The organism is Propionivibrio limicola (assembly GCF_009469695.1).
In the GTDB taxonomy this organism is placed as follows: domain Bacteria; phylum Pseudomonadota; class Gammaproteobacteria; order Burkholderiales; family Rhodocyclaceae; genus Propionivibrio; species Propionivibrio limicola.
On the sequence record NZ_SSSR01000021.1, the window covers coordinates 1 to 23,199 of the forward strand.

The following is a 23,199-nucleotide window of genomic DNA, read 5'->3' on the forward strand; positions in this document are numbered from 1 at the left end:
CCCGCTATCGAATCAGACAGACACCCCAGCGGCGTCTGCTAAATCCAGCTTCGACGATCAGTCACATCGGCTCAAGACGGCGTTGGCAGAACGCTTACGTTGGCGTTGAGTTGATTCCGCTGCGCAATCGCGGCCACTGAAATGCCGGGCACCTGACAGGCGGTGACGACCTGCGATTTGAATTCGGGGCTGTGATAACGGCGACGGCGCCGTGGGGCTTGTGTCGTTGGGAGCATAGTATTCACCAAAAATTAGTGGACACTATGCTCCCAAGCTTTCTTGCTGCGTTCAATGTGGTCGGGTTGTATGCGTCCGTTCGTTCCACATCGAACGAAGCGGGAGTGTTTGGGAGGATGCTGGTGTCGTCCGTGAGCGCTTCTTGCATAGAAGAGGAGTGGTCGCCTCAATGCAACACCCGCGGGATCGCGAGTGTGAATTGCGGAATTTCGGCTTCGAACAGCGTTCCGTCATCCGCTGCCATCTGATACGTGCCGCGCATCGTGCCGACGGGCGTGTCGAGCTGGCAGCCGCTGGTGTATTCGAAGGTGTCGCCCGGTGCGATGAGCGGCTGCTCGCCGACGACGCCCAGACCCTGCACTTCCTGCACGTGGTGATGCGCGTCGGTGATGAACCAGTGACGGGAAATCAGCTGTACCGCCAGCGAGCCGGTGTTCTCGATGCGGATCGTGTAGGCGAACACGTAGCGGTCGCTCACCGGATCGGACTGGTCGGCGAGGTACTCGGGGAAGACGGAAACGGCGATCTGGTATTTCCTGCTTTCGGCCATGGCGGGTGTCGGGAAATCGAAGAGGGCAACATAGCACACGACAACGGCGGGCGCGGCGAGGTTCAAAAGTGGTTCGGCGAATGGCGGGGCTGGTGACGATTTTTGTCAGCGGGGTGACGCAAACGGCGTAAAGAGGGCCGTGTGTTCGGGATTTTTCCTGCGAAATTGCGTTGTTTGCGCCTTGGCATGGAAGTTGATTAAGGAGAATCAACGGGTTTTCCGTTAGTCCATCCAAGGAGAGAGAAGATGAAAAAGGTTCAGCAAGGTTTTACCCTGATCGAACTCATGATCGTGGTGGCGATCATCGGTATTCTGGCTGCAGTGGCACTTCCCGCTTACCGTGATTACACAGTGAAGGCACGTATGTCCAATGTGATTTCGTCCACGCATGCGGTGAAGACAGCAATGGCTGAGTGCTTGCAAGTAAATGGCGCCACGGCCTCCTGCGATACAGCAGCTAAGCTGGGACTTACATTGCCGGCGGCGACTAATGATTTGGCATCTGTTGCTATTACCGCAACTTCTGCTGTAATAACTGCAACTGGTACACCAGCAGCTGGTGGCTATACCTATACGTTGACGCCTGCCGCGCCTGCGGCTGGGGACTCGACGGTGAATTTTACAATCGGCGGCACGTGTCCTGCGACAGTCTGTAAACAATAAGATAATAAGATCAATCGGGTCGGACCCCGATTAAACCAAGACCCCGCTTCGGCGGGGTTTTTTGTCGACGCTATCCGGCGAATTCGGGTGCGCCCCAACGGGGCTGAGTTGAGCGGTGGCGGGCTGAGCTTGGGCTACTGGCTGGTCAGCAGGGGGCTGACGGCGATGTTTTCATCAATTTCGGGCCAATAGACGCCGATTCCTTTGCCGATCAAGCGCCAGTTATTGCGCTGGGAGGAGGGCGCATACTTTGGTCTGCTCATGGTGTCGTTGACGCGCGATTCGGATCGCCCGGCGGAGCCGGGCTCCTACGGTGGCGGTTGGTGTGGCGACATCCTCTTTGTTACAGAAACTCAGCCGGCACCACCGCTCGTAACACCGTCTGCGTTTCGCCTTGCCGCGTGCGGTTGGTGAACCACCAGACGGCGCCTTTCTTGATTGTCCAGTAGGCTTCTTCGCCGGAGAGCAGCAGGGCGGCGGTCTGGCCGAGGGTGGGTTGGTGGCCGACGACGAGGACGGCGAGGCGGCCGCTCTTTTCCGGGTCACGCTCGCCGCCGTCGGGCCAGTTGATGGCGGCGAGGAGGGCGGATACGTCGCTGTCGGGGCCGAGGCGCGGGTCGGTTTCGAAGGGCAGGCCGAGCGCTTGCGCGGTTTGCTGGCAGCGTTTGGCAGGGCTGACGAGAATGCGCAGGTTTTCCGGGGCGTGTTGCTTGAGCCAGGCGGCCATTTTCTGCGCCTGTTTTTCGCCGCGCGCGGTGAGTTTGCGCTTGAGGTCGGGGATGCCGTCTTCGGCTTCGGCGTGACGCCAGAGCAACAAATCCATGGTGGTCTCCTCGAAAAAAGGCAGGATGATGGCGGTCGAATGTTTCCGGGTGATGAAATGGCGGTGGATTGGAAGGCTGTACGTTAGATGGCCACGGCGTGGTACTCGCCGTTATTTGAGTCCGGAAAGCGATTTCAGTACTTCGCCGGCCGCGAACAGTCCGAAGGCGGCGGTGACGCAGACGGCGGAGCCGTAGCCGGCGCAGTTAAGGCCGGCCAGGGTGGGCGGTTCGTCGCAGGCGGCGCCGGTTTCCGGGTAGCGCAAGGGCTCTTCGGAAAAAACGGCCAGAACGCCAAACTTTTTCTTGATGTCGCGGGAGAAGCCGTATTCCTTGCGCAACAGGGCGCGAACCTTGGAGAGCAACGGGTCTTGAACGGTACGGCTCAAATCGGCGATGCGGATGCGCGTCGGGTCGATCTGGCCACCGGCGCCGCCGGCCGTAACGAGGGGAATCCTTCGGCGAGTGCACCAGGCGATCATCGCCGCCTTGGTACGGACGTGATCAATGGCGTCGACGACATAGTCGAAACCACTGCCAAGCATCTGCTCGAGGTTGTCCGGCGACACGAAATCTTCGATGGTCGTGACCTTGCAGGACGGGTTGATGGCCAAGATCCGTTCGGCCATGGCGTCCGTTTTGGCTTTGCCGAACGCATTGCCAAGCGCGTGAATTTGCCGATTGACGTTCGATTCGGCGACCATGTCGAGGTCGATGAGGGTGATTTGGCCGATGGCGGAGCGCGCCAGTGCTTCGGCGACCCATGATCCGACACCGCCAATACCGATGATCGCGACGTGGGCTTGCCGGAATTTTTCGAGAGCGGCCGGGCCGTAGAGTCGGGCGACGCCGCCAAAGCGGCGCTGTAAATCGGCGGAGTTATCTATTGTTCGCATTTCAGGAAAATTGGGTCAGCTTTCGACAGTTCGCCGGATGACCTGATTGAACGGATCGATCCATTCCGGGGCGAACTGGTTGTTACAGGCATTGATTTCGGCAACGGCATGCAGGACGGAGCGGTTCTTGCCGCGATGAATATGCTTGAGCATGACGGCCTCGAAGGCGTCCACGATGGCGAGGATCTTGGCGCCATCCGCAATTTGCCCGTTATGGATGCCCTCGGGGTAGCCGCCGCCGTCGGGCATTTCATGGTGCTGGGCGACAATCCGGGCGGCGCTCTCCCAGCCCGGCATGCGCGAGAGGATTTGTGCGGCGTAGCCCGGATGGCGGCGGAGCGCCATTCTTTCCTCGGTCGTCATGCGGTCGAGCTTCAGCCACACCGATTCGGGCAGAAACATCATGCCGATATCGTGCATGTAAATGGCCGCTTCGAGTTGAACCGGATCGACCGGTGTTCCCTTGAGTTGGTTGGTTTCGAGCGCCAGTCGCAAGAGGCGCTGGGTTCTGCCCTTGAACAGCGGCGAGCGGGCTTCAAGCAGGTCGGCCAGCGAACGGAAGAAGCGCAAATCGTCCACTGTCTGGTTGTCCGAGCGAGTAGCGGCTGGAGGTATGCTCGGTTGCAGCAATGAAGAGTGTTGCGCGGCGGGCGGGAAGCCGGTCACCGCCTCAATGATGCGGGCGGCGCATGCGTCCATCTCATCCGGCGCGGCAAGCGCCAGTTTTTCCAGTCCTTGAACGAGGCTGAGGAGGCGCAGGTTTTCCAGCGGCTTTTTGTGCTGGAGGCTTTCAACGGCCAGTTCGAGGCGGTCGATGGCCAGCAGGATTGTTTCCGCCACGGTGTCGCTCAAGGATATTTCGCCGTTTCTGAGACGGGCGAGTACGGTTTCGATCGGGTGGGCAATGGCGACCGCCAAATCGACCTTGCACAGGGCGCCGTCGCCCTTGATGTTGTGTACGGAGCGAAACAGGCTGGCGACAACATTGGACGCGTTGGACGCGTTGGGCGTATTCCGTAGCAGCGCGATGTCACGTTCAACATTCGGGGCAAGGTCGTCAAGCGACTCGACGAATTCGTCCAGTGCCGCCTCGTCGCTGATCATCGGCGAGATGATGGCGCGAATATCCATGACGCTCTCCCTGTTGTTGATTTATCCGGGAAGTTTAACGGAAGCCGGGTAATGACGCATCCGGATCGCCCGGCGGAGCCGGGCTCCTACCGTGGCGGTTGGCATCGTCGGTGCGCCGCTTCGCTGCGCGAAAGGAGCTTGGCCGGTGCTCCCGGTTGTCAAAGCTCCCTATTCTCCCCAGCACGAGTCGTCTACACTTCACCCTCTTTTTGAAAGGAAAACCATGTCCACCATTACTACCGAAAGCGGCCTGCAGATTGAAGACGTCAACGTCGGGGACGGCGATGAGGCGAAGGCCGGGCAGTTTGTCAGCGTGCATTACACCGGCTGGCTGACGAACGGAACAAAATTCGATTCAAGCAAGGATCGCAACCAGCCGTTTCAGTTTCCGCTCGGGGCGCAGCACGTGATCGCCGGATGGGACGAAGGTGTGCAGGGGATGCGGATCGGCGGCGTGCGGAAGCTCACGATTCCGGCCCATCTCGGCTATGGCGCCCGTGGTGCCGGTGGGGTCATCCCGCCGAATGCGACGCTGGTTTTTGAAGTCGAGCTGCTTGGCATCCTTTGATGACTGGTCGCACGCGTAAAACCCTTGGTTTGCCGGCTCGCGCCGAAGGCGAGTCGGTGCCGGTCAATCCGCGCCGCAAACCGGTTCGCGGCCATGCACCGACAGCCCGCCGCGCCAGCACCGCGGCTCCCGTTTCCGAAACCCCTCCGGCGCCGGTGGAAAAAAAGAAGGACTATCGGAATGCGAAGGCGGGGAGCAAGCCCGTACGAGCCGATGTGCAAAATCCCCGTTCTGCGCCCAAACCAATGTCCGCCAGAAATGGTGCTCAATCGACACCACGCACGGCGTCGCAGCCGCCCTCTCCTCCTGCACGGAAGCCTGCCGTGGCGCCCGTCGCCAGTTCGGCGCAAGCTGGCGTTCGCGTTTCCAAACTGATGGCTGAGCGTGGTCTGTGCTCGCGCCGCGAGGCGGACGTTTATATCGAACGCGGTTGGGTGTTCGTTGACGGTGTCCGGATGACGGAGCTGGGCAGCCGCGTTGATCCCTCCGCGAAAATCACGCTGGACAAGCAGGCGCGCGTGGCGCAACAGCGTCAGGTGACCATCTTGCTGCACAAGCCGGTCGGTTACGTATCCGGTCAGCCGGAACCCGGGTTTACTCCCGCCGTAACCCTGGTTCAGCCGGAAAACCTGTACCAGACGCCGGATTCGCCGGCCTTCCATCCGGCTCAGCTCAAGGGCTTGGCACCGGCCGGGCGGCTCGATATCGACTCGACGGGATTGCTCGTCCTGACCCAGGACGGGCGTGTGGCACGGCAACTGATCGGGGAAAACTCGACCGTCGACAAAGAGTATCTGGTCCGTGTCGAAGGCACGCTCGATGCCAACGGCTTGGCCCTGCTCAACCACGGGCTTTCCCTGGACGGCCAGCAACTCAAACCGGCTACGGTCGAATGGCTCAACGACGATCAGTTGCGCTTCGTGCTGATCGAAGGACGGAAGCGCCAGATTCGCCGGATGTGCGAACTGGTCGGATTGCGCGTGGTCGGGCTCAAGCGGGTACGGATCGGCAAGGTGCGTCTGGGCGATCTACCGCTCGGACAGTGGCGCTATCTGCGCGATGACGAGGTGTTTTAGTCGTCAGTCAACGGAAAAGGCGAACCACCAAGACACCAAGCACACCAAGAGAGCACCAAGTTAACACCCTGTTTTCTTGGTGAATCCTTGTGCTCTTGGTGTCTGGTGGTGAGGCATTTAGTCATGTGCTTCAACATGACTGACTACTCGCCCTTTGGCAGGCCTTCGCTTTTTTCATCGCCGCTTGTTTCCGCGCGGGCTTTCTTTTGCTCCAGCCGCGCGTTTTTGCTGGCGTCGAAAAATACGTAGCGCCCATACAGCTCGCAGCCTTTCATCCCGGGATCGCACGGTTGCCCCGGGACTTTGTTGCATTGCCCGTCAAGTTCGTGCGGGCATCCCCATCCACCGGCGGCCATCGTCAATTCCCGACAAAATTCAAAGACCGCATTTTCCGACACGGGGGCGCCTTCTTCAAGGCTGTTACACTTGTTCGTTACGCTGCGATGCGAAATCGGCGAATCGCGGTTGAATTCGTGCGCGTCGTTGCTGTCGATGAAAACCGAGCGTGCGAAATATAAGGAAAAAAGACACCATGAAACAGCCCGATCAGATTCTCAAAGACTGGATGCAGGCGATCAACACGGGCGATCTCGAAGCGCTGATGGCGCTCTACGACGAGAAGGCCGTGCTGATTCCGACCTTCTCCAATCGCTTGCTGCAAACACCGGAAAACATCCGCGACTACTTCTCAAAAGTCTGTTTGCGCGAAGAGTTGAGCATCGCCCTGCATGAGAAAACCTTCGCCGTGCAGCAGATTCACGGGCCGATTTACGGACTGAGCGGGATCTATTGCTGGCGTTTTGCCATCGACGGCGAGATGCTGAGTTTCGAGGCGCGCTTCAGCTATGTCCTCGATCTCGATCGCGCCAAACCGATCGTCCAGCATCACTCGTCGCAGATTCCGCGCATGCTTTGATCAGCGCCAGACACTGAGCGGCGGGTCGGTGACGACCGCGTTCAGGATGTCGGTGCGCGAGATGAAGCCGAGCAGGTGGCCGGTTTCATTGACGATGGGGACGCCATCGACGCCGTAGTCGACCATCACCTGCGCAATCCGCCGGATATCGGTGGTTGGGCTGGCGGCGACCACCGGCGTTGTCATGACGTCGCCGACGCGCCTGGCCAGCGCATCGCGGACTTCTCCCCCCTCGACATTGAGCGTTGTCAGCAGGTTGCGCTCACTGACGATTCCGATCAGGTGGTTCTCCCGGTCAAGCACCGGGGCTTGATGGATTTTGTGGCGGACCAGCATCCGCCAGGCGCGTGTCACGTCATCGTCGGCATTCAACGTAATCACTTCCGGTTGCATGATCTGATTGGCGTGATAAAGCGGGCCGCGTTCGAGGCTCTCCGGCAGCATTGACCGGTACGCGGCGGTGGCCTGGTCGCCCGGCGTCGCCGTAGTCTGCGTGCTCGCCAATCCGGCGAGTGTCGCGCGCTGGAGGGATTCGTCATATTCTCCGCCCACCGGCGGCGTGCCGGTCACCGGTCCGCGTCGCCGAACAGCGGGCAGGCGGGCGAGACTCTCCACCGTTCCCTGAACGATCGGGCCGCTGATTCCGTAAAGCGAAAACATGATGAAAACTCCCCGCAGGTAAATGGCCGAAGCGACAGCCCCGTCTGCGCATTGTGGCAGAGGCCGGGGGCGGCGGCGAGAGCTGCGGGGAGCGCGCCGCGCTACTCGGCGCGCAACGCTTCCACCGGATCAAGCCGCGCCGCTCGTCTTGCCGGCAGCACGCCGGCCAAGAGGCCGATGGCCATGGCGATGGCTTCGGCGATGAGGACAAAGGCGATGGGGGTGTGCACCGGCAGCGCCGGTAGCAGCAGGTGAATCAGTTGGGCGAGGCCGATGCCGATGACGAGGCCGACGAGACCGCCGAGCGCCGAGAGGGCGACGGCTTCGCCGAGAAACAGCATCAGGATCGTCCGGCGCGGCGCGCCGAGGGCGACGAGCAGGCCGATCTCACTCGTCCGTTCCGTCACCGCGATGGTCATGATGGTGACGATGCCGACGCCGCCGACCAGCAGCGAGATGCTGCCGAGCGCGCCGACGGCCATGGTCAGCACGTCGAGGATGTTGGAGAGCGTGCGCAGCATGTCCTCCTGCGTGGTGATCGTGAAGTCCTCGCGGCCGTGGCGGGCCTTCAGCGTGCTGGTGACGAGCGCGGCAATGCGCGATGCCGGGACGCCTTCCTCGTAGGCCAGATCGATGGTCATCAGGCCATCGCGGTTGAACAGTTCCTGGGCGCGCGCCGTCGGGATGTAGGCCGAATCGTCGAGGTCGATGCCGAGGAACTGGCCTTTCGGCTCCATGACGCCGATCACGCGGAACTGGTAATTGCCGATCGTGACGCGGGCGCCGAGCGCGCTTTCCGGTCCGAACAGTTCGGTCTTCAGCTTGGCGCCGAGGACGACGAAGGCGCGGGCGTTTTCCGACTCGTCCTTGGGCAGGAACTGGCCGCTGCTCAGCTTCATCCGGTACACCTTCGGCATGTCGGCGCTTTCGCCATAGACGATCGAGCGGCGCAGGCGGCCGTTGGCCTTGATTTCGGTGTTGCCCCAGACGACTCCGGTCATGCCGGTGATATGCGGCAGACGGGCCAGCGTGCGCGCATCGTCGAGCGTCAGCGGCCGCACCGAACTCGGAATGCCGGTCGGCGCCGGGCCGGAGGTCTTGACCTTGCCCGGCGCGATGTTGAGCAGGTTGGTGCCGAACTGGGTGAATTCGGCCAGCACAAAACGGTGAATGCCTTCGCCAATCGAGGTCAGCAGGATGACCGCCGCGATGCCGACGGCGATACCGAGCAGCGTCAGGAAACTGCGCAGCCGGTGCGCGGTGATGGCGCGCAGGGCGAGGAGGAGGGAGTCGGTGGGGCGGATCATGCTTTCCAGACTGCCGAGTCAAAAACAACGAATAGCCACGTCATTCCGGCGAAAGCCGGAATCCAGAGGTGCATCACAGGATTCCGGGTCAAGCCCGGAATGACGGATTCTATAAGGTCGTTTGGATTCATCGTGGGGCTGCCTGCTACCGTTTCGCCAACGACTCGACCGGGTCGAGCTGCGCCGCACGGCGGGCGGGCAGGACGCCGAACAGGATGCCGGTGACCAGTGCCGTGCCGAGGCCGGCGATGGCCGCCCAGTCGGGCGGGTAGGCGGGGTAGGCCGGGTACAGCAGGCGGATGGCGGCGGCGCCGGCGTGTCCGAGCAGGAAGCCGAGCACGGCGCCGGCCAGCGAAAGCATCGCCGCTTCGACCAGAAAGGCCGTGCGAATGGTGCGGCCGGTGGCGCCGAGTGCCTTCAAGAGGCCGATCTCCGCCGTGCGTTGCGTCACCGAGACGAGCATCACGTTCATCACCAGAATGCCGGCGACGGCGAGACTGATCGCGGCGATGCCGGCGACCGCCAGCGTCAGCGTGCCGAGCAACTTGTCGAAGGTGGCGAGCACGGCGTCCTGGGTGATCACCGTCACGTCCTCCTCGCCTTCGTGGCGCAGTTTGATGATTTCGGTGACCTGCGTTTTGGCCTGCTCAATGGTTTCGCGGCTGTTGGCCTCGACGAGGACGCGGAACAGGGTGTTGCTGTTGAACATTGCCTGCGCCAGTGCGACCGGGACGATCACGGTTTCGTCGGTGTTCATGCCGAGCCCCTGCCCGGTCGAGGCCATGACGCCAACGATGCGGAAACGGCGGTCGCCGATACGCACCCGTTGTCCGAGTGCCGATTCGCGGCCGAACAGTTCGTCGCGGATCTTGGCGCCGATCACTGCCTCGGCGGCGCCGCGTCGCCAGTCGCCATCGGCCAGAAAGCGTCCTTGCGCCAGCGCCAGCCGGCGTACGTCGACAAATTGCGCATTGGTGCCGGCGACCACGACTTCGCGCAACTTGCCGCCGACACTGATCTCCGAGGTACCGATGGCGAGCGTGGCGACCCGGCGCACGGCGCTGGCGCGCAGCAGGGCTTGCGCGTCGTCGATGGTCAGGTCGCGCGGCGTGTTGGTGATGGCGTTGCCGGGGTTGAAGCCGCCCGTCTGCGAGCGGCCGGGCAGGACGATGACGAGGTTGGTGCCGATCGACGAAAATTCGTTGATGACATAGCGCCGGGCGCCGTCGCCGAGCGCCGTCAGTACGACGACGGCGGCGACGCCGATGGCCATCGCCAGCACCAGCAGCGAGGTGCGCAGCGGGTTGCCGGTCGCCGCGTCGCGGGCAAAACGGAGCAGGTCAGGGGCGCGCATCTTCAATCAAACGGTGCCGCGGCTGGCGCTGTCGTGCCGCAACTCGCCGTCTTCCATGCGCAGTTGCCGGCCGGCGCGGGCGCCAAGGACGGTGTCGTGGGTGACGATGATCAGCGTGACGCCGCTCTGGTTGAGCGCTTCGAGCAGGCGCATGACTTCTTCGCCGGTGGCGCGGTCGAGGTTGCCGGTCGGTTCGTCGGCGAGGATGACGGCCGGCTGCATGATGGTAGCGCGGGCGATGGCGACGCGCTGGCGCTGGCCGCCGGAGAGTTCGTTCGGGCGGTGATTGGCGCGGTTGGTCAGGCCGTAGTCCTTGAGCGCCTGCTCGACGCGCTTGTTGCGCTCGGCCGGGGCGATGCCGGCCAGCATCATCGGCAAGGCGATGTTTTCGGCGGCGGTCAGGCGCGGCACCAGATGAAAACTCTGGAAGACGAAGCCGATGCGTTCGCTGCGCACGCGCGCCTGTTCTTCCGGCGACAGCGTCGTGACGTCGCGGCCCTCCAGCCGGTAGGTGCCGACGTTGGGGCGGTCGAGCAGGCCGAGCAGGTTGAGCAGCGTCGATTTGCCGGAGCCGGACGGGCCCATCACGGCGACGTATTCGCCGGCGTCGATGCGCAGGTCGAGCTGGTGCAGCGCATGCACCTCGCTGTCGCCGAGCAGGAAAACCCGCTCGATGCCGGAAAGCTCGATCAGCGCGGGCACGGGGAAGGCTCCTCAAGGAATGCAAGAGCAAACGCCTTCAACGCAGAGAGCGCAGAGATACAGAGAGCGCAGAGAAAGGCAAACCATCCGACCCTCTCGTTTTTCTCTGCGAGCTCTGCGCCTCTGCGCTCTCTGTGTTGAAAGCGGTTCGCTTTTTCGTTCCACATGCGCTCTAGCCCCGCCTGTTCGTTCATTTTCCGGACTTCTCCGGTTCCGCCGTGTAAGCCGCGCCGGCCTTGACGCCAACGCGCTCCAGCGAAGTGACGACGCGTTCGCCGGCTTCCAGCCCTTCGAGCACTTCGGTGAATTCCCAGTTGGCGAGCCCGGTCTTTATCGTGCGTTCTTCGAGTGTGCCGTCCTTGCCGGCGACCAACACGCGGCCGCCTTCGAGCAACGCCGCTGTCGGCACGCGCACGACGTTGTCGCGCACGGCGAGGATGACTTCGACGTCGGCGCTGTAGCCGACGAGCAGTTTGCCCGGTTCATCGGGCTTCTCGAAAGTGGCTTCGATATCGACGGTACGCGCCTGTTTTTCGACGGCGGAAACGTAGGGTGCGACGCGCTTGACCGTGCCGGCGAACGATTGCTTGGGCAAGGCGTCGAGGCTGATGCGCACCGGCTGGCCGGGCTTGATTTTCGGCGCATCGACTTCGTCCATCGGCGCCTCGATGTAGAGGCAGGAATCGTCGATCAGGTCGATGGCTGGCGGCGTTTGCACGCCGGGGGGCGATGGCGTCGAATATTCGCCGACTTCGCCGACGATCTTGGCGACGATGCCGTCGAACGGCGCATAGAGCACGGTGCGCCCCTGTTCGACGCGGGTGGCGTTGACCTTGGCCTCGAACTGCGCGACATCGGCCTTGGCGGCGTCGCAACTGGCGCGGCGGGCCAGCGCTTCGGTCCGCGCCGATTCCTCGCGCGAGGTGGAGATGAAGCCTTTTTCGCGCAAGGCGCTCTGGCGGCCGGCTTCGCGTTCGGCATTGGCGGCTTGCGCGCAGGCTTCGTTAACGCGCTGTCTGGCTGTCGTTACTTGCGTCTGCGCCAGCGTGCTTTGCGCCTGCTGGTCGTCGTTCCACAGCTTCATCAGCAGTTGGCCCTTCTTGACGCGGTCGCCTTCCTTGACGCTCAGCAGTTCGATGCGGCCGCCGGTGATTGTCGACAGCTTGGTGCGCAGGCAGGCTTCGACGGTGCCGGCGCGCGTGTTGGCGATGCTCGACTCGACCTTGCCGCGTTCGATTTCCTTGACGACGACGGCAATCGGTTTGGGGCGGGTGAACCACCAGAACAGGCTGGCGAGCGCGGCGATGATAGCGAGGGCGATGAGCGAGCGGCGGAGCAGGGGCGACATGGCGGGTTCGGGAAAACGACAAATAAATCAAGCGGCCATGGTCGGCCAAAAGCGGCGGGCTGGCAAGGACTGGCGGTACGGTGCTCGGCGTGCCTTGCCGATGGGCTTACGAAACGCCGAGTTTTTCCCGCCAGCCGGGGAACAGCGCATCGGCATCTTCGGGGAACGATTCGAAGGCGCGGGCGAACTCCTGGTGCTCCTTGGCCCAAGCGAGCGGGTCGGCGCCTTCCTTCCAGCATTCGTAGGCCTGGCGCAACGAGCGGGCGCCGGCGGCCGGCGAGTCGAGATGACCGTAGGCGCCGCCACCGGCAGTGTTGATGACGTTGCCGTGGCCGAGGTTCTCGAAAAAGCCGGGCAGACGCAGCGCATTCATGCCGCCCGAGACGATCGGCGTCGTCGGCTTCATGCCGTACCACTTTTGAAAGTAGATCGGCCCCTGGCATTCCTCGCGCTCGATCATGTAGGCGATCACCCGGTCGTCGCGCTCGCCTTCCATCTTGCCGTGGCCCATGGTGCCGACGTGGATGCCGGAAGCGCCCTGCAGGCGGCTCATCTTGGCGAGGACGAAGGCGGTGTAGCCGCGCTTCGAGTTGGGCGAGGTGACGGCGCCGTGGCCGGCGCGGTGGTAGTGCAGGAAATGGTTTGGATACTGGCGGCGGACGGTGGTGACCATGCCCGGGCCGCCGACGTAGCCGTCGACGAGGAAGGCCAGCTTGTCGGCGTCCTTGCCGAAGGTGTCCAGCGCAAAGTCGGCGCGGGCGCATATTTCGTAGTGGTCGTCGGCCGTGATGTTCATCGAGAACAGCTTGGCCTCGCCGGTCTCGTCCATGGCGCGCTTCATCGCGTCGTAGACGAGCGGCAGTGTTTCCCGGATCGGCGCGAAGACCTGATTGCCCTGCGGCTCGTCGTTCTTGATGAAGTCGCCACCAAGCCAGAACTGGTAGGCGGCCTTGGCGAACGGTTCCGGGCGCAGGCCGAGCTTCGGCTTGATGATGGTGCCGGCGATGTAGCCGCCGTCGGTTTCCGGGCGGCCGAGAATGCGCCAGAGCTCGGCGATGTTCATGGCTGGGCCGTCGAAATTGCGGATGACGGACTCGGGGACGTAGAAGTCGAGCATCTTGGCGTATTCGATGTCGCCCATGCCCTGATTGTTGCCGATCGTCAGCGTCAGGAAGGAAACGAGCATGTAGCGGCCGTCGAGCATGTTGCGGTCGAACAGTTCGAGCGGGAAGGCGATGCGCAGGTCGCCGCTCGCCTCGTCGGCGCGATAGACAATGGCGTCGAGCGCCTTGGTGAAATCGTCGGTCGTGCACACTTCGACGTTGGTGCCGGTCGACGACTCGGCGGCGAAGTGGGCGGCGGCCTGCAGGTAGCCGTAGCCGGCTTTCGGCTGCATGCGGTAGGCGACCAGAATGTGCTGGCCGGCGGCGATGAGTTCGTCCTCAGTGCGCGTGAGATCGACGTAGCGCTTCGTTTGATCCATGGTGGTTTCCACCTGCTTTTAATGGCGGCTATTAGAGCAAGTTTCGGCGTCTCCGTGGGAAAATGCGCCGTTCGGACGGGCGATCGCTCCTGCCGTCTTTCGTCCGACATGACTGACCAACTTGCAAAGGACTGATATGCGTTTGCTGCACACGATGCTGCGCACCGGCAATCTCGACCGGTCGATCGATTTCTATACCCACGTGCTCGGCATGAAGCTCTTGCGCCGCACGGATTACCCGGAGGGCAAATTCACGCTGGCGTTCATCGGCTACGGCGACGAGAAGTCGAACACCGTCATCGAACTGACCTACAACTGGGGCGTCGAGCAGTACGAGCTCGGCAACGGTTTCGGCCATATCGCGATCGAGGTCGATGACGCGGCGGCGGCTTGTGCCGAGGTCAAGCGGCGCGGCGGCACGGTGACGCGCGAGGCGGGGCCGATGAAGCATGGAACGACGGTCATTGCGTTCGTCCGCGATCCCGATGGTTATGCCATCGAGTTCATCCAGAAGGGAACGTCCGGCGCCTGAAAAGGCCCGGCTTTGACTCGTTTTACCAGCGCGGGCAGGTGCCGGCGCTGGCCTTGAGTTCGCGCCGGATCTGCCGGTAGTTCGGGCAAATGGCTTCGACCACGGCCCAGAAGCGCGGGCTGTGGTTCATTTCGCGCAGGTGCGCGAGTTCATGCACGACGACGTAGTCGATGACGTGCAGCGGGAAATGGATCAGCCGCCAGTTGAGGCGAATGCCGGTCCGCTGGCTGCAACTGCCCCAGCGCGTGCGCGCCGAGGTGAGCGAAAGGCGCGGCGCGGTCAGCCCCATCCGGGCCGCAAAATGCTCAAGCCGTTCGGCAAACAGTTCCAAGGCCTTGCGCCGCAGGGCCGTTTCAAGAATCCGGCCTGCTTCTTCCGGGGCTCGCAAGCAGAGGGTGAGGCGGGGCGGCTCGGCAAATTCGTTCCAGATGGCGCGGTTGCGGCCGTCGGCGAGTTGGAGCTGGAGCGTTTTTCCGAGTACAGGTAACGAGGCGCCGTCTTCGATCGCCACGCGCTCGGTCTCGCGTCGCGTCGTCCATTCGTCGAGTTTTTGCGACACCCAGTCGCGGTGACGCAGGATCAGTGCTTCGATATCGCTGAGCGGCGTCCGCGGCGGAGCGCCGACCCGCAGACCGCGTTGATCGATCGAAAGGCCGATGGTGCGCCGCCGGCTGCGGCGCAGGATGTACTGGATGGCCCGGCCGTCGAATTCAATGGCGCGCAGGGTCTCGTCGGCGCGCAGCGGTTGGGCGTTGAAGACTGGGTCAGCGAGCCGTGGCATCGGCGGCCGGGTAGCGGTGCGGCGACAGCCGGCGCATTTCGGTTTCGATCCACTGTTCGGCTTCCCGGCTGACTTGTTCCACCGTCTTGCCGGTTGTGTCGATGGCCGGACCGATGCTGACCGTGATCAGCCCCGGCTTCTTGACGAAGGCGTTCTTGGCCCAGAACTCGCCAGCGTTATGGGCAACCGGCACGGCCGGAACTTTGGCGCTGACCGCGAGCATGGCGCCGCCGGTTTTGTAGTTGCCTTTCTTGCCGGGAGAAATGCGCGTGCCTTCCGGGAAAATGATCACCCAGTAGCCGGCTTTGAGGCGCTCCTTGCCTTGCTTGAGCACCTGCCGCAGCGCGTTCTTGCCGGCGTTGCGGTCGATCGAGATCATCTTGACGGCGGCAAAGGCCCAGCCCAGGAACGGGATCAGCAGCAGGGTGCGTTTGAGCACGAAGACGAGGGGCGGGAAGATCGCCTGCAGCCCGATCGTTTCCCACGCCGACTGGTGCTTGGCGAGAATCACCGAGGGCACCGCCGGGATGTTTTCGCGGCCGACGACCTGATAACGCAAGCCGAGCACCTGTGCGCACAGCCCCATGAAAAGGGCGCGCCAGACCGCGATGATCTGGAAGCGGACGCGCATCGGCAGGATGACGGCGAGGGTGACGAAAAGACCGGCCGGTGCGGTGATGAGCGTGGCCAGCAGCAGGAAAACAACGGAACGCAGGAAAGCAACGACTGCCATGACAACGGCCCTTCTCGGTTGGCTATTCGGACGCGAGGATGAACTCAACGGCGGCGGCGAGGTTGTCGAAAATCTGCGTGCCTTCCGGGAGTTCATTTTCGGCGCGCGTCTTCTGGCCCTTGCCGGTCAAGACCAGCATCGGCTTGGCACCCACCGAGGCGGCGGCCTGCAGGTCGCGCAGCGAGTCGCCGACCGCCCAGGCTTTGCTCAGGTCGGCGTTGAAGCAGCCGGCGATGCGTTCGAACATCCCCGGCTTCGGCTTGCGGCAGTCGCAATTGGAATCGGCCGAGTGCGGGCAGTAGAACAGCGCGTCGATGCGGCCGCCGAGCAGTTGCGCGGCACGGTACATCTTGTCGTTGATGGCGTTGAGCGTGTCCATGTCGAACAGGCCGCGCCCGATGCCCGACTGGTTGGTGGCAACGACGACCCGGTAGCCGGCCTGGGTCAGCTTGGCAATCGCTTCCAGGCTGCCCGGGATGGGTTTCCATTCGGCCGGCGACTTGATGAAGTAGTCGGAGTCGAAGTTGATGACGCCGTCGCGATCGAGGATGACGAGTTTCATACGCCCAGTTTCGAAATGTCAGCGACTGCGTTGAGCTGGTCGAACAGCGATTTCAGCAGGCCGAGACGGTTGCCGCGGATCAGCGGCTCATCGACGTTCACCATCACGTCCTCGAAGAACTGGTCAACTTCGGCGCGTACCGAGGCCAGCACCTTCAGCGCGTCGCCGTAGTCTTCGTTGGCGACATGCGAGTGGACGAGCGGGGCGAGCAGCACGACGCGCTCGAACAACGCCTTTTCCGCCGGTTCCTGCAACAGGGCGACGTCGGGCTCGGGCAGGTTGCCTTCCGCCTTCTTCAGGATGTTGCCGATGCGCTTGTTGGCGGCCGCCAGCGCGAGTGCTTCCGGCAGGTGCAGGAAGTCGCGCACCGCGTCGAGCTTGGCCGGGACGAGGTCGATGCGCGTCGGACGCTGGGCGAGGACGGCTTCGATGGCGTCCTGGGCGTGGCCGGCGTCCTTGAGCAGGCCGCGGAGGCGGTCGTGCATGAAGTCGAGCAGTGGTTCGGCGACCGGTTGCGTCAATACGTTGGCCGGGAAACCGGCGGCAGCATCGGCGATCAGCGTCGCGAGATCGAGCGGCAGCGGTGTTTCCATCAGGATGCGCAGCACGCCGAGGGCGGCGCGGCGCAGACCAAAGGGGTCCTTGTCGCCGGTCGGAATCTGGCCGATGCCGAAGAAACCAACGAGGGCATCGAGTTTGTCAGCCAGCGCGGCGGCGCAGGCGATGTTGCCGGCCGGTAGCGCGTCGCCGGCAAAACGCGGCTGGTAGTGGCTCTGGATCGCGTCGGCGACGTGGGCATCCTCGCCGTCGTGCAGCGCGTAGTAGCGGCCCATGATGCCCTGCAGCTCGGGGAACTCGCCGACCATGTCGGTGACGAGGTCGGCCTTGGCCAGACGGCCGGCGCGGGCGGCAAGCGAGGCATTGGCGTTCAGATGCACGGCAATCTTCTGGGCCAGCGCTTCAAGGCGCTCGACGCGTTGCAGCACCGAGCCGATCTTGTTGTGATAAACGACGCTGGCCAGCTTGTCGAGACGCGAGGCGAGCGTCGCTTTGCGGTCCTGGTTGAAGAAGAAACGGGCGTCCGACAAGCGTGGCCGGACGACGCGTGCGTTGCCGCCGACGATGTGCTTCGGATCGTCGACCTGCATGTTGGAGACGATCAGGAACTTGTTGATCAGTTTCTTCGACGCGTCGAGCAGCGGGAAATATTTCTGGTTCTGCTGCATGGTCAGGATCAGGCATTCCTGCGGCACTTCGAGGAATTCCGACTCGAATTCGCCGACATAGACGACCGGCCATTCGACCAGCGCCGTCACTTCGTCAAGCAGACCTTCTGACGGGTTGATCGTTGCGTTCAGCTCCTTGGCCTTGGCGTCGAGTTGCGCGGCGATCGAGGCGCGGCGTTCGGCGAATTCCACGACAACCTTGCCCGGGCTCTTCAGCACCTCGGCGTAGCTGTCGGCGTTTGGCAGCGTAATGTCGCCGGCGGACAGGAAGCGGTGGCCGCGCGTGGTATTGCGGCTGGTCAGTCCGAGCAGTTCCCCGGGAACGACGCGGTCGCCGTGCAACTGGACGAGGCCGTGCACCGGGCGTACGAACTGATGATCGGTGTCGCCCCAGCGCATGACCTTCGGAATCGGCAGCTTCTTCAGCGCCTCGGCGACGATGCCGGCCAGCACTTCATCGAGCTTCGCCCCCTTGACGGTGGCTTTGTAGAAAAAGGCTTCGGCTTTGCCGTCCATGCGTTTTTCGAACTTTCCCACTTCGGAAAGCGCGATGCCTTTTGCTTCGAGCTTTTTCTTCAGCGCCTGCGTCGGTTGGCCGCTGGCGTCGAGGGCGACGGAGACCGGCATGATTTTCTCGAAGGCGGTTGCATCCGGCGCTGTTGCCTGCACGTGCGGTACCTGAATGGCCAGGCGGCGAGGAGTGGCGAACCAGCGGTAGGCGCTGTTCGCGGCGACGAGGTTGCGGTCGGACAAGCCGAGCAGAATCTGGTTGGCGAAGACTTCGCCGAGGCGGGAGAGTGCCTTGGGCGGCAGTTCTTCGGTGAGTAGTTCAACGAGTAGGGTGGCGTTCATGTTATTTGCTTTCTCCCGTGGGCAGCGCGCGATCCTTGCACATCGGGAATCCGAGCGCTTCGCGGGAGTTGTAATAGGCTTGGGCGACTTCGCGTGCCAGGGCGCGGACGCGGCCGATGTAGGCGGCGCGCTCGGTGACCGAGATGGCGCCGTGTGCGTCGAGCATGTTGAAGCAGTGCGAACACTTCATCACCTGCTCGAAGGCCGGCAGCGCGAGTTGCAGTCCCATCAGGCGCTTGGCTTCCGACTCGTGGTCGTTGAAGTGGCGGAACAGGATTTCGACGTTCGAATGCTCGAAGTTGTACTTCGACTGCTCGACTTCGTTCTGGTGATAGACGTCGCCGTAGGTCAGGCGGTAGCCCGGTCCTTCGGCCCAGACGAGGTCATAGACGTTCTCGACGCCCTGCAGGTACATGGCGAGGCGCTCAAGGCCGTAGGTGATTTCGCCGAGCACCGGCTTGCAGGTCAGCGAACCGACTTCCTGGAAATAGGTGAACTGGGTGACTTCCATGCCGTCGAGCCAGACTTCCCAGCCGAGGCCCCAGGCGCCGAGCGTCGGCGATTCCCAGTCGTCCTCGACAAAGCGGACGTCGTGTTCCTGGAGGTTGATGCCGAGCGCTTCGAGCGACTGCAGGTAAAGTTCCTGGATGTTCGCGGGCGACGGTTTCAGGACGACCTGATACTGGTAGTAGTGCTGCAGGCGGTTCGGATTTTCGCCGTAACGGCCATCCTTCGGGCGGCGCGACGGTTGCACGTAGGCCGCGTTCCACGGCTCGGGGCCGATGGCGCGGAGGAAGGTGGCGGTGTGGAAGGTGCCGGCGCCAACCTCGATGTCGTAAGGCTGGAGCAGGGCGCACCCCTGTTTGTCCCAAAAATTCTGCAAACGCAGAATGACTTCCTGAAAAGTTGGCATGGATGACTTCGTGAAAGCGGAGGAAACGCTGATTTTACTTGCTTTTGCGCCGGACACGGAAGCGCGGGGAATCTGCGGAGGGGTTTTCCGCTCCGCCGTGCTTGCTCTTTCTCTTCAAAGGCTCAGGGACATCTGCGCAGCGAAGGTGCCGCCCGCCGGCAGAATTTCCGCATGCTCGCCGACATTGCCGCACTCGACGCAAAGGTAACCCTGATGATTGCCGGCCCCGAGATCGGCGATGTTCCTGTCGTTTGTCCAGGCGTTCCAGACGATGACATCGCGCGTGTCGGCTTCGATGGTGACCGGCCCCGGCGCGCTGTGCAGGATCACCGGCGATGGTGCGTCGAGGTAGACGCGGTCGGTTTCGCTCGTGATGACGACGTCGCCCTGCTGCCGTTTGCGCGCCGCGCGATCCATCTTGTCGATGAAGGTCAGTCCGTCCAGTCCGGAAGTGCGTGCGTCGGCGACATTCGGCACGGCGAAATAGGTGTGGAAGGCGAAGGAAAGTGGCACCGCTTGCTGGCCCCGGTTGGTTGCGGCGAGGCGCAACGATAGAGTCCGACCGACGACGATGTCGAGGCGGAAAACAAACGGGACCGGCCACTGTGCGCAGAGCGGTGTGTCGCTCGCCAGTTCAAGGGTGATGTGCGTTTCCCGGTGGTCGGTGACGGTTGCGTCGACCAGTGACCAGTGGCTGGTGCGGGCGAAGCCGTGCTGCGGACCCTGGCCGTCGGCAGTCGGGCCGAACCAAGGCAGGCAGAGCGGGATGCCGCCGCGCAGTGCCTTGCCCGGTTTGAAGGCGCAGCAGGGGGACACCCAGAGCAACTCGCGTTCGCGGGCCGGGCGGAAAGCCATCAGTTGACCGCCCTGCAATGAAATGACGGCACGCGCGTGCGGGTTGTCGATGACGAGCATGGGCAGGCCTGCATCGTCGGCGGCATGCTGCGAGGGGTAGAGTTCGCGGGAGTTTTGCTGTCGGACGCCGGCGGCTTCGGCAAGGCGCGGGGTGATGAGCGTATTGGTCATTGCTGCGTTGTCTCGACGCTTTGCTCGTCGGCTTTGGCGGTGGGCGGTTGGGGTGCCGTCTCAACGACCGTCTTTTTCTTCGCCAGAAAATCACGGAAGCGGTAGTCGGCTTGCAGGATGTGTTCGAGCAGCCACGATTTGATGAACTTCATCGTCTCCATTTCGAGCCGCAGACTGCCGTCTTCGAACGACTGTTGCAGCGCGAATATCGTGTCGACCATGCGGCTGTGAACTTGCCGGTGTTCTTCGAGGTCCGGAAACCCGGCGGCTTCCATGACCTGTTCTTCGTGCTGGAAGTGCGTTTCGGCGTAGGCCACGAGCAGGGTCAGCAGGCGGGCGATGGTATGCCGGTCGTGCGCCTCTTGCCAGTGCGAGTGGAAACTGTTGACCAGGAGGAAAAGGTGTTCGTGTTCGCTATCGACGAGGTCGTTGCCGATCGAGTATTCAGGTGACCAACTGAGCAGCGTCATGGAAGGCTTCTCCGGTGAAGGACGCCGTCAGCATAGCTTTTCACGGCGCCGGGCGAAAGCGGCGATGCCTACGATGAGCAGGCAGGCGACGATGACCGGCGTGTTGCCCCAGCGCACATAAGGCGTGCTGCCTGTATAGGCCATGACCTCGCCGGTCAGCGCGCCGCGCGTGAAGGGCGGCAGGGCCGCGCGCACGGTGCCGTCGACGTCGATGATGGCGGTCATGCCGGTGTTGGTGGCGCGCAGCATCATGCGACCGGTTTCCAGGGCGCGTAGGCGGGCGATCTGCAAATGTTGGGCGGGCGCCAGCGAGTCGCCGAACCAGGCAACGTTGGAAATGTTGACGAGCAGGGTGGCTTCCGGCAGGGCGCGGATGATTTCTTCGCCGAAGGCGTCCTCGTAGCAGATGTTGACGGCCACCTTCTGCCCGTTGAGACGCAGCGGGACTTGATGCGTGCCGCCGGGCGTGAAGTCGGACATCGGAATGTTGGCCATCGCCATGAACCATGAAAAACCGGGCGGGATGAATTCGCCGAACGGGACGAGGTGGGATTTGGCGTAGCGTTGCTCGCCCGATGCGCCGAGGCTGATCGCACTGTTCGCATAGCTCGCCAGATCGCCGGTGACGATGCCGAACAACAGGTCGCCATCCTGGCGCGCGGCGAGTTCCTGCAGTTCGTCAAGATAGCCGGCGGGAACCTGGTCGAAAAAAACGGGCAGCGCCGTTTCGGGAAGAATCGTCAGTTGCGCCGGATGGTCGCGCATCAGGCGGTAGTAGGTGAGCAGCGTTTCCTGAAACTTTTCCGGCCGCCATTTCATGTCTTGCGCGATGTTGCCTTGCAGCAGCGCGACGCGGGTGGGGTCGCCTTGCGGCGTCGTCCACGGGCGGTCAAGCAGGAATCCGCCCGCCAGAAAAATGGCCAGGATGAGCATCGGCAGGCCAGTGCTGATTTGCCCGCACAGGCGGCAACCGCCGCGCTGCAGCGTTTCGTGGAAAAGCGCGGCGATCAGCGTCGTGAGCAGCGTGACGCCATAAACGCCGAAGATCGGTGCAAAGCCGGCGAGCAGGCTGGGCGGTGTTTGCGTGTAGCCGACGGCCAGCCAGGGAAAGCCAGTCAAAAACCAGCCGCGCAGCCATTCGCTGAGCGTCCACAACCCGGCGAACAAAAGCCCGCGCCGCAGGCCGGTAGTCGGCGCAAAGCGGACGAAGAGGGCACCGGCCAGTGCTGGGTAGAGCGAGATGAAGGCGCAGAAAGCGATCGTGGCGAGGCCGGCGACCGGTGCCGGCATGCCGCCGAACACACTGAGGCTGACGTAGATCCAGGAAACGCCGGTGATGAAGAGGCCGAAGCCGAAGGCGCCGCCGATGAGCGCGCCGTTCCGCCAGCCGCGTTGTTCGTCTGCCGTGCGGCCAAGCAGGGCGAACAGGCCGCCGAGCGTCAGAAAAATGACCGGGAACCAGCCAAGCGGGGCGAAGGCGGCGACGCTGGCCGCGCCCAGCAGCAGGGCGATCAGCAAGCGGAGCGGCAAGGTCTCAGGCCAGCTCATCCGGCGGCTGATGGTGACTGACGAGCAGGGTGTAGAGCCGTCGCCGGTCGGCGCGCAGCACCTGGAAATGCAGATCGCCGATGTCGAGCTCTTCCTTGCGTTTCGGAACGTGACCCAGATGGTTGAGAATCAGTCCGCCGACCGTGTCGCATTCCTCGTCGCTGAAATTCGTGCCGAGTTCAGCGTTGAAGTCCTCGATGGTCGTTTGTGCCTTGACGCGGTAACGGCCGAACTGGTCGCGGCGGATATTGTCCTCGGTTTCGTCGAAGTCGTATTCGTCCTCGATCTCGCCGACGATCTGTTCGAGCACGTCTTCGATGGTGACGAGGCCGCTGACGCCGGCGTATTCGTCGATGACAATGGCCATGTGGTTGTGCGAGACGCGGAATTCGCGCAGGAGCACGTTCAGGCGTTTCGATTCGGGGATGAAGACGGCGGGCCGAAGCCAGTCGCGCAGGTTGAAAGCGGCGCCACTCTTGATGCGGAGCAGGTCCTTGGCGAGCAGGATGCCGATCACGTTGTCGCGGTTGTCGTCGATGACCGGAAAGCGCGAGTGGGCGGTACGGTTGATTTGCTCGATGATCTTGTCTAGCGGATCGTCGATGTCGACGATTTCCATTCGTGCGCGCGGCACCATGACATCGCGCACGCTGACCTCGGAGGCGGCGAGCGCGCCTTCGGTGATTGACAGGGCGTCGGCGTCGAGCAGTTGCCGTTCGTGAGCCGAATGCAGCAGTTGAATCAGTTGTTCCCGGTCTTCCGGCTCGCGGAGAAGAAGCGAGGAGAGGCGTTCGAAAAAAGTAGGTCTGTCAGTGTCCATTTTGAGTGAAGAGACGGCGGATCC

25 protein-coding genes are annotated in these 23,199 nt (G+C 63.0%); 5 read left to right on the forward strand and 20 right to left on the reverse strand.

Going from position 1 to position 23,199, the window contains the following annotated elements; all coding sequences use genetic code 11:
• Positions 1 to 403: 403 nt before the first annotated feature.
• A complete protein-coding gene (gene apaG / locus GH659_RS12505) occupies positions 404 to 787 on the reverse strand; it encodes a Co2+/Mg2+ efflux protein ApaG (protein ID WP_153111821.1) in 384 nt (127 codons plus the stop codon).
• Positions 788 to 1,033: 246 nt separating this feature from the next.
• Between apaG and GH659_RS12510 the strand changes: the two genes are divergently transcribed.
• On the forward strand, positions 1,034 to 1,450 hold the full coding sequence (locus tag GH659_RS12510) for a pilin (RefSeq protein WP_153111772.1): 417 nt from the start codon (positions 1,034 to 1,036) through the stop codon (positions 1,448 to 1,450).
• Between the two features lie 134 nt (positions 1,451 to 1,584).
• Here GH659_RS12510 and GH659_RS14820 read toward each other — a convergent pair whose 3' ends face one another.
• The 4 genes from GH659_RS14820 to GH659_RS12525 form a co-directional block, all read right to left on the reverse strand.
• A complete protein-coding gene (locus GH659_RS14820) occupies positions 1,585 to 1,713 on the reverse strand; it encodes a DUF2442 domain-containing protein (RefSeq protein ID WP_170285887.1) in 129 nt (42 codons plus the stop codon).
• 80 nt (positions 1,714 to 1,793) lie between these two features.
• On the reverse strand, positions 1,794 to 2,273 hold the full coding sequence (locus GH659_RS12515; RefSeq protein ID WP_153111773.1) for a SixA phosphatase family protein: 480 nt from the start codon (positions 2,271 to 2,273) through the stop codon (positions 1,794 to 1,796).
• 111 nt (positions 2,274 to 2,384) lie between these two features.
• Positions 2,385 to 3,167 (reverse strand): tRNA cyclic N6-threonylcarbamoyladenosine(37) synthase TcdA, encoded by a 783-nt coding sequence (gene tcdA, locus GH659_RS12520; RefSeq protein ID WP_153111774.1) that lies wholly within the window; start codon positions 3,165 to 3,167, stop codon positions 2,385 to 2,387.
• A gap of 15 nt (positions 3,168 to 3,182) precedes the next feature.
• Positions 3,183 to 4,298: an HD domain-containing phosphohydrolase gene (locus GH659_RS12525; RefSeq protein ID WP_153111775.1), complete on the reverse strand. Its 1,116-nt coding sequence runs from the start codon at positions 4,296 to 4,298 to the stop codon at positions 3,183 to 3,185.
• Between the two features lie 223 nt (positions 4,299 to 4,521).
• On the opposite strand from GH659_RS12525, the gene GH659_RS12530 reads away from it, so the two are divergent.
• The 3 genes from GH659_RS12530 to GH659_RS12540 all read left to right on the forward strand — a co-directional run bounded on the left by GH659_RS12530 (position 4,522) and on the right by GH659_RS12540 (position 6,858).
• Positions 4,522 to 4,866 (forward strand): FKBP-type peptidyl-prolyl cis-trans isomerase, encoded by a 345-nt coding sequence (locus GH659_RS12530; RefSeq protein WP_153111776.1) that lies wholly within the window; start codon positions 4,522 to 4,524, stop codon positions 4,864 to 4,866.
• On the forward strand, positions 4,866 to 5,942 hold the full coding sequence (locus tag GH659_RS12535; RefSeq protein WP_246167843.1) for a pseudouridine synthase: 1,077 nt from the start codon (positions 4,866 to 4,868) through the stop codon (positions 5,940 to 5,942). Before GH659_RS12530 ends, GH659_RS12535 begins: the two co-directional genes overlap by 1 nt.
• A 532-nt stretch (positions 5,943 to 6,474) precedes the next feature.
• A complete protein-coding gene (locus GH659_RS12540) occupies positions 6,475 to 6,858 on the forward strand; it encodes a nuclear transport factor 2 family protein (protein WP_153111777.1) in 384 nt (127 codons plus the stop codon).
• Here GH659_RS12540 and GH659_RS12545 read toward each other — a convergent pair whose 3' ends face one another.
• The 6 genes from GH659_RS12545 to GH659_RS12570 form a co-directional block, all read right to left on the reverse strand.
• Positions 6,859 to 7,518, reverse strand: a complete 660-nt coding sequence (locus GH659_RS12545; protein WP_153111778.1) for a CBS domain-containing protein — start codon at positions 7,516 to 7,518, stop codon at positions 6,859 to 6,861. It abuts the gene before it with no gap.
• Positions 7,519 to 7,619: 101 nt separating this feature from the next.
• On the reverse strand, positions 7,620 to 8,822 hold the full coding sequence (locus GH659_RS12550; RefSeq protein ID WP_153111823.1) for an ABC transporter permease: 1,203 nt from the start codon (positions 8,820 to 8,822) through the stop codon (positions 7,620 to 7,622).
• A gap of 148 nt (positions 8,823 to 8,970) precedes the next feature.
• The gene (locus tag GH659_RS12555; RefSeq protein WP_153111779.1) at positions 8,971 to 10,179 is read right to left on the reverse strand and encodes an ABC transporter permease; all 1,209 of its coding nucleotides are present in this window, start codon (positions 10,177 to 10,179) and stop codon (positions 8,971 to 8,973) included.
• 6 nt (positions 10,180 to 10,185) lie between these two features.
• A complete protein-coding gene (locus GH659_RS12560; RefSeq protein WP_153111780.1) occupies positions 10,186 to 10,881 on the reverse strand; it encodes an ABC transporter ATP-binding protein in 696 nt (231 codons plus the stop codon).
• 190 nt (positions 10,882 to 11,071) lie between these two features.
• Positions 11,072 to 12,229, reverse strand: coding sequence for an efflux RND transporter periplasmic adaptor subunit (locus tag GH659_RS12565; protein WP_153111781.1), 1,158 nt, complete (start codon positions 12,227 to 12,229; stop codon positions 11,072 to 11,074).
• A gap of 106 nt (positions 12,230 to 12,335) precedes the next feature.
• Positions 12,336 to 13,712, reverse strand: a complete 1,377-nt coding sequence (locus GH659_RS12570; RefSeq protein WP_153111782.1) for a ribulose-bisphosphate carboxylase — start codon at positions 13,710 to 13,712, stop codon at positions 12,336 to 12,338.
• Positions 13,713 to 13,848: 136 nt separating this feature from the next.
• On the opposite strand from GH659_RS12570, the gene gloA reads away from it, so the two are divergent.
• Positions 13,849 to 14,244 (forward strand): lactoylglutathione lyase, encoded by a 396-nt coding sequence (gene gloA, locus GH659_RS12575; protein ID WP_153111783.1) that lies wholly within the window; start codon positions 13,849 to 13,851, stop codon positions 14,242 to 14,244.
• Positions 14,245 to 14,266: 22 nt separating this feature from the next.
• On the opposite strand, the gene GH659_RS12580 is transcribed toward gloA, so the two are convergent.
• The 9 genes from GH659_RS12580 to GH659_RS12620 form a co-directional block, all read right to left on the reverse strand.
• Positions 14,267 to 15,025: a M48 family metallopeptidase gene (locus tag GH659_RS12580; RefSeq protein ID WP_153111784.1), complete on the reverse strand. Its 759-nt coding sequence runs from the start codon at positions 15,023 to 15,025 to the stop codon at positions 14,267 to 14,269.
• The gene (locus GH659_RS12585) at positions 15,009 to 15,758 is read right to left on the reverse strand and encodes a lysophospholipid acyltransferase family protein (protein ID WP_153111785.1); all 750 of its coding nucleotides are present in this window, start codon (positions 15,756 to 15,758) and stop codon (positions 15,009 to 15,011) included. Before GH659_RS12585 ends, GH659_RS12580 begins: the two co-directional genes overlap by 17 nt.
• A 22-nt stretch (positions 15,759 to 15,780) precedes the next feature.
• Positions 15,781 to 16,320: a D-glycero-beta-D-manno-heptose 1,7-bisphosphate 7-phosphatase gene (gene gmhB, locus GH659_RS12590; protein WP_153111786.1), complete on the reverse strand. Its 540-nt coding sequence runs from the start codon at positions 16,318 to 16,320 to the stop codon at positions 15,781 to 15,783.
• On the reverse strand, positions 16,317 to 18,398 hold the full coding sequence (gene glyS, locus GH659_RS12595) for a glycine--tRNA ligase subunit beta (protein WP_153111787.1): 2,082 nt from the start codon (positions 18,396 to 18,398) through the stop codon (positions 16,317 to 16,319). The genes gmhB and glyS overlap by 4 nt, the downstream gene beginning before the upstream one ends.
• Position 18,399: 1 nt before the next feature.
• Positions 18,400 to 19,311, reverse strand: coding sequence for a glycine--tRNA ligase subunit alpha (glyQ, locus tag GH659_RS12600; RefSeq protein ID WP_153111788.1), 912 nt, complete (start codon positions 19,309 to 19,311; stop codon positions 18,400 to 18,402).
• A gap of 114 nt (positions 19,312 to 19,425) precedes the next feature.
• Positions 19,426 to 20,337, reverse strand: a complete 912-nt coding sequence (locus tag GH659_RS12605; protein ID WP_153111789.1) for a D-hexose-6-phosphate mutarotase — start codon at positions 20,335 to 20,337, stop codon at positions 19,426 to 19,428.
• Positions 20,334 to 20,807 carry a bacteriohemerythrin gene (locus tag GH659_RS12610; protein ID WP_153111790.1) on the reverse strand — a complete coding sequence of 158 codons (474 nt, stop codon included), beginning with the start codon at positions 20,805 to 20,807 and terminating at the stop codon, positions 20,334 to 20,336. The genes GH659_RS12605 and GH659_RS12610 overlap by 4 nt, the downstream gene beginning before the upstream one ends.
• Positions 20,808 to 20,834: 27 nt before the next feature.
• The gene (lnt, locus tag GH659_RS12615; protein ID WP_211364239.1) at positions 20,835 to 22,355 is read right to left on the reverse strand and encodes an apolipoprotein N-acyltransferase; all 1,521 of its coding nucleotides are present in this window, start codon (positions 22,353 to 22,355) and stop codon (positions 20,835 to 20,837) included.
• Positions 22,342 to 23,175: a CorC family transporter gene (locus GH659_RS12620; RefSeq protein ID WP_153111791.1), complete on the reverse strand. Its 834-nt coding sequence runs from the start codon at positions 23,173 to 23,175 to the stop codon at positions 22,342 to 22,344. The genes lnt and GH659_RS12620 overlap by 14 nt, the downstream gene beginning before the upstream one ends.
• Positions 23,176 to 23,199: the final 24 nt, after the last annotated feature.

What these genes read in the sequence shown, in the direction of transcription:
- apaG (WP_153111821.1), bottom strand. Translation starts at nt 787, where the DNA reads ATGGCCGAAAGCAGGAAATACCAGATCGCCGTTTCCGTCTTCCCCGAG.
- GH659_RS12510 (WP_153111772.1), top strand. Translation starts at nt 1,034, where the DNA reads ATGAAAAAGGTTCAGCAAGGTTTTACCCTGATCGAACTCATGATCGTG.
- GH659_RS14820 (WP_170285887.1), bottom strand. Translation starts at nt 1,713, where the DNA reads ATGAGCAGACCAAAGTATGCGCCCTCCTCCCAGCGCAATAACTGGCGC.
- GH659_RS12515 (WP_153111773.1), bottom strand. Translation starts at nt 2,273, where the DNA reads ATGGATTTGTTGCTCTGGCGTCACGCCGAAGCCGAAGACGGCATCCCC.
- tcdA (WP_153111774.1), bottom strand. Translation starts at nt 3,167, where the DNA reads ATGCGAACAATAGATAACTCCGCCGATTTACAGCGCCGCTTTGGCGGC.
- GH659_RS12525 (WP_153111775.1), bottom strand. Translation starts at nt 4,298, where the DNA reads ATGGATATTCGCGCCATCATCTCGCCGATGATCAGCGACGAGGCGGCA.
- GH659_RS12530 (WP_153111776.1), top strand. Translation starts at nt 4,522, where the DNA reads ATGTCCACCATTACTACCGAAAGCGGCCTGCAGATTGAAGACGTCAAC.
- GH659_RS12535 (WP_246167843.1), top strand. Translation starts at nt 4,866, where the DNA reads ATGACTGGTCGCACGCGTAAAACCCTTGGTTTGCCGGCTCGCGCCGAA.
- GH659_RS12540 (WP_153111777.1), top strand. Translation starts at nt 6,475, where the DNA reads ATGAAACAGCCCGATCAGATTCTCAAAGACTGGATGCAGGCGATCAAC.
- GH659_RS12545 (WP_153111778.1), bottom strand. Translation starts at nt 7,518, where the DNA reads ATGTTTTCGCTTTACGGAATCAGCGGCCCGATCGTTCAGGGAACGGTG.
- GH659_RS12555 (WP_153111779.1), bottom strand. Translation starts at nt 10,179, where the DNA reads ATGCGCGCCCCTGACCTGCTCCGTTTTGCCCGCGACGCGGCGACCGGC.
- GH659_RS12565 (WP_153111781.1), bottom strand. Translation starts at nt 12,229, where the DNA reads ATGTCGCCCCTGCTCCGCCGCTCGCTCATCGCCCTCGCTATCATCGCC.
- GH659_RS12570 (WP_153111782.1), bottom strand. Translation starts at nt 13,712, where the DNA reads ATGGATCAAACGAAGCGCTACGTCGATCTCACGCGCACTGAGGACGAA.
- gloA (WP_153111783.1), top strand. Translation starts at nt 13,849, where the DNA reads ATGCGTTTGCTGCACACGATGCTGCGCACCGGCAATCTCGACCGGTCG.
- GH659_RS12580 (WP_153111784.1), bottom strand. Translation starts at nt 15,025, where the DNA reads ATGCCACGGCTCGCTGACCCAGTCTTCAACGCCCAACCGCTGCGCGCC.
- GH659_RS12585 (WP_153111785.1), bottom strand. Translation starts at nt 15,758, where the DNA reads ATGGCAGTCGTTGCTTTCCTGCGTTCCGTTGTTTTCCTGCTGCTGGCC.
- gmhB (WP_153111786.1), bottom strand. Translation starts at nt 16,320, where the DNA reads ATGAAACTCGTCATCCTCGATCGCGACGGCGTCATCAACTTCGACTCC.
- glyS (WP_153111787.1), bottom strand. Translation starts at nt 18,398, where the DNA reads ATGAACGCCACCCTACTCGTTGAACTACTCACCGAAGAACTGCCGCCC.
- glyQ (WP_153111788.1), bottom strand. Translation starts at nt 19,311, where the DNA reads ATGCCAACTTTTCAGGAAGTCATTCTGCGTTTGCAGAATTTTTGGGAC.
- GH659_RS12605 (WP_153111789.1), bottom strand. Translation starts at nt 20,337, where the DNA reads ATGACCAATACGCTCATCACCCCGCGCCTTGCCGAAGCCGCCGGCGTC.
- GH659_RS12610 (WP_153111790.1), bottom strand. Translation starts at nt 20,807, where the DNA reads ATGACGCTGCTCAGTTGGTCACCTGAATACTCGATCGGCAACGACCTC.
- lnt (WP_211364239.1), bottom strand. Translation starts at nt 22,355, where the DNA reads ATGAGCTGGCCTGAGACCTTGCCGCTCCGCTTGCTGATCGCCCTGCTG.
- GH659_RS12620 (WP_153111791.1), bottom strand. Translation starts at nt 23,175, where the DNA reads ATGGACACTGACAGACCTACTTTTTTCGAACGCCTCTCCTCGCTTCTT.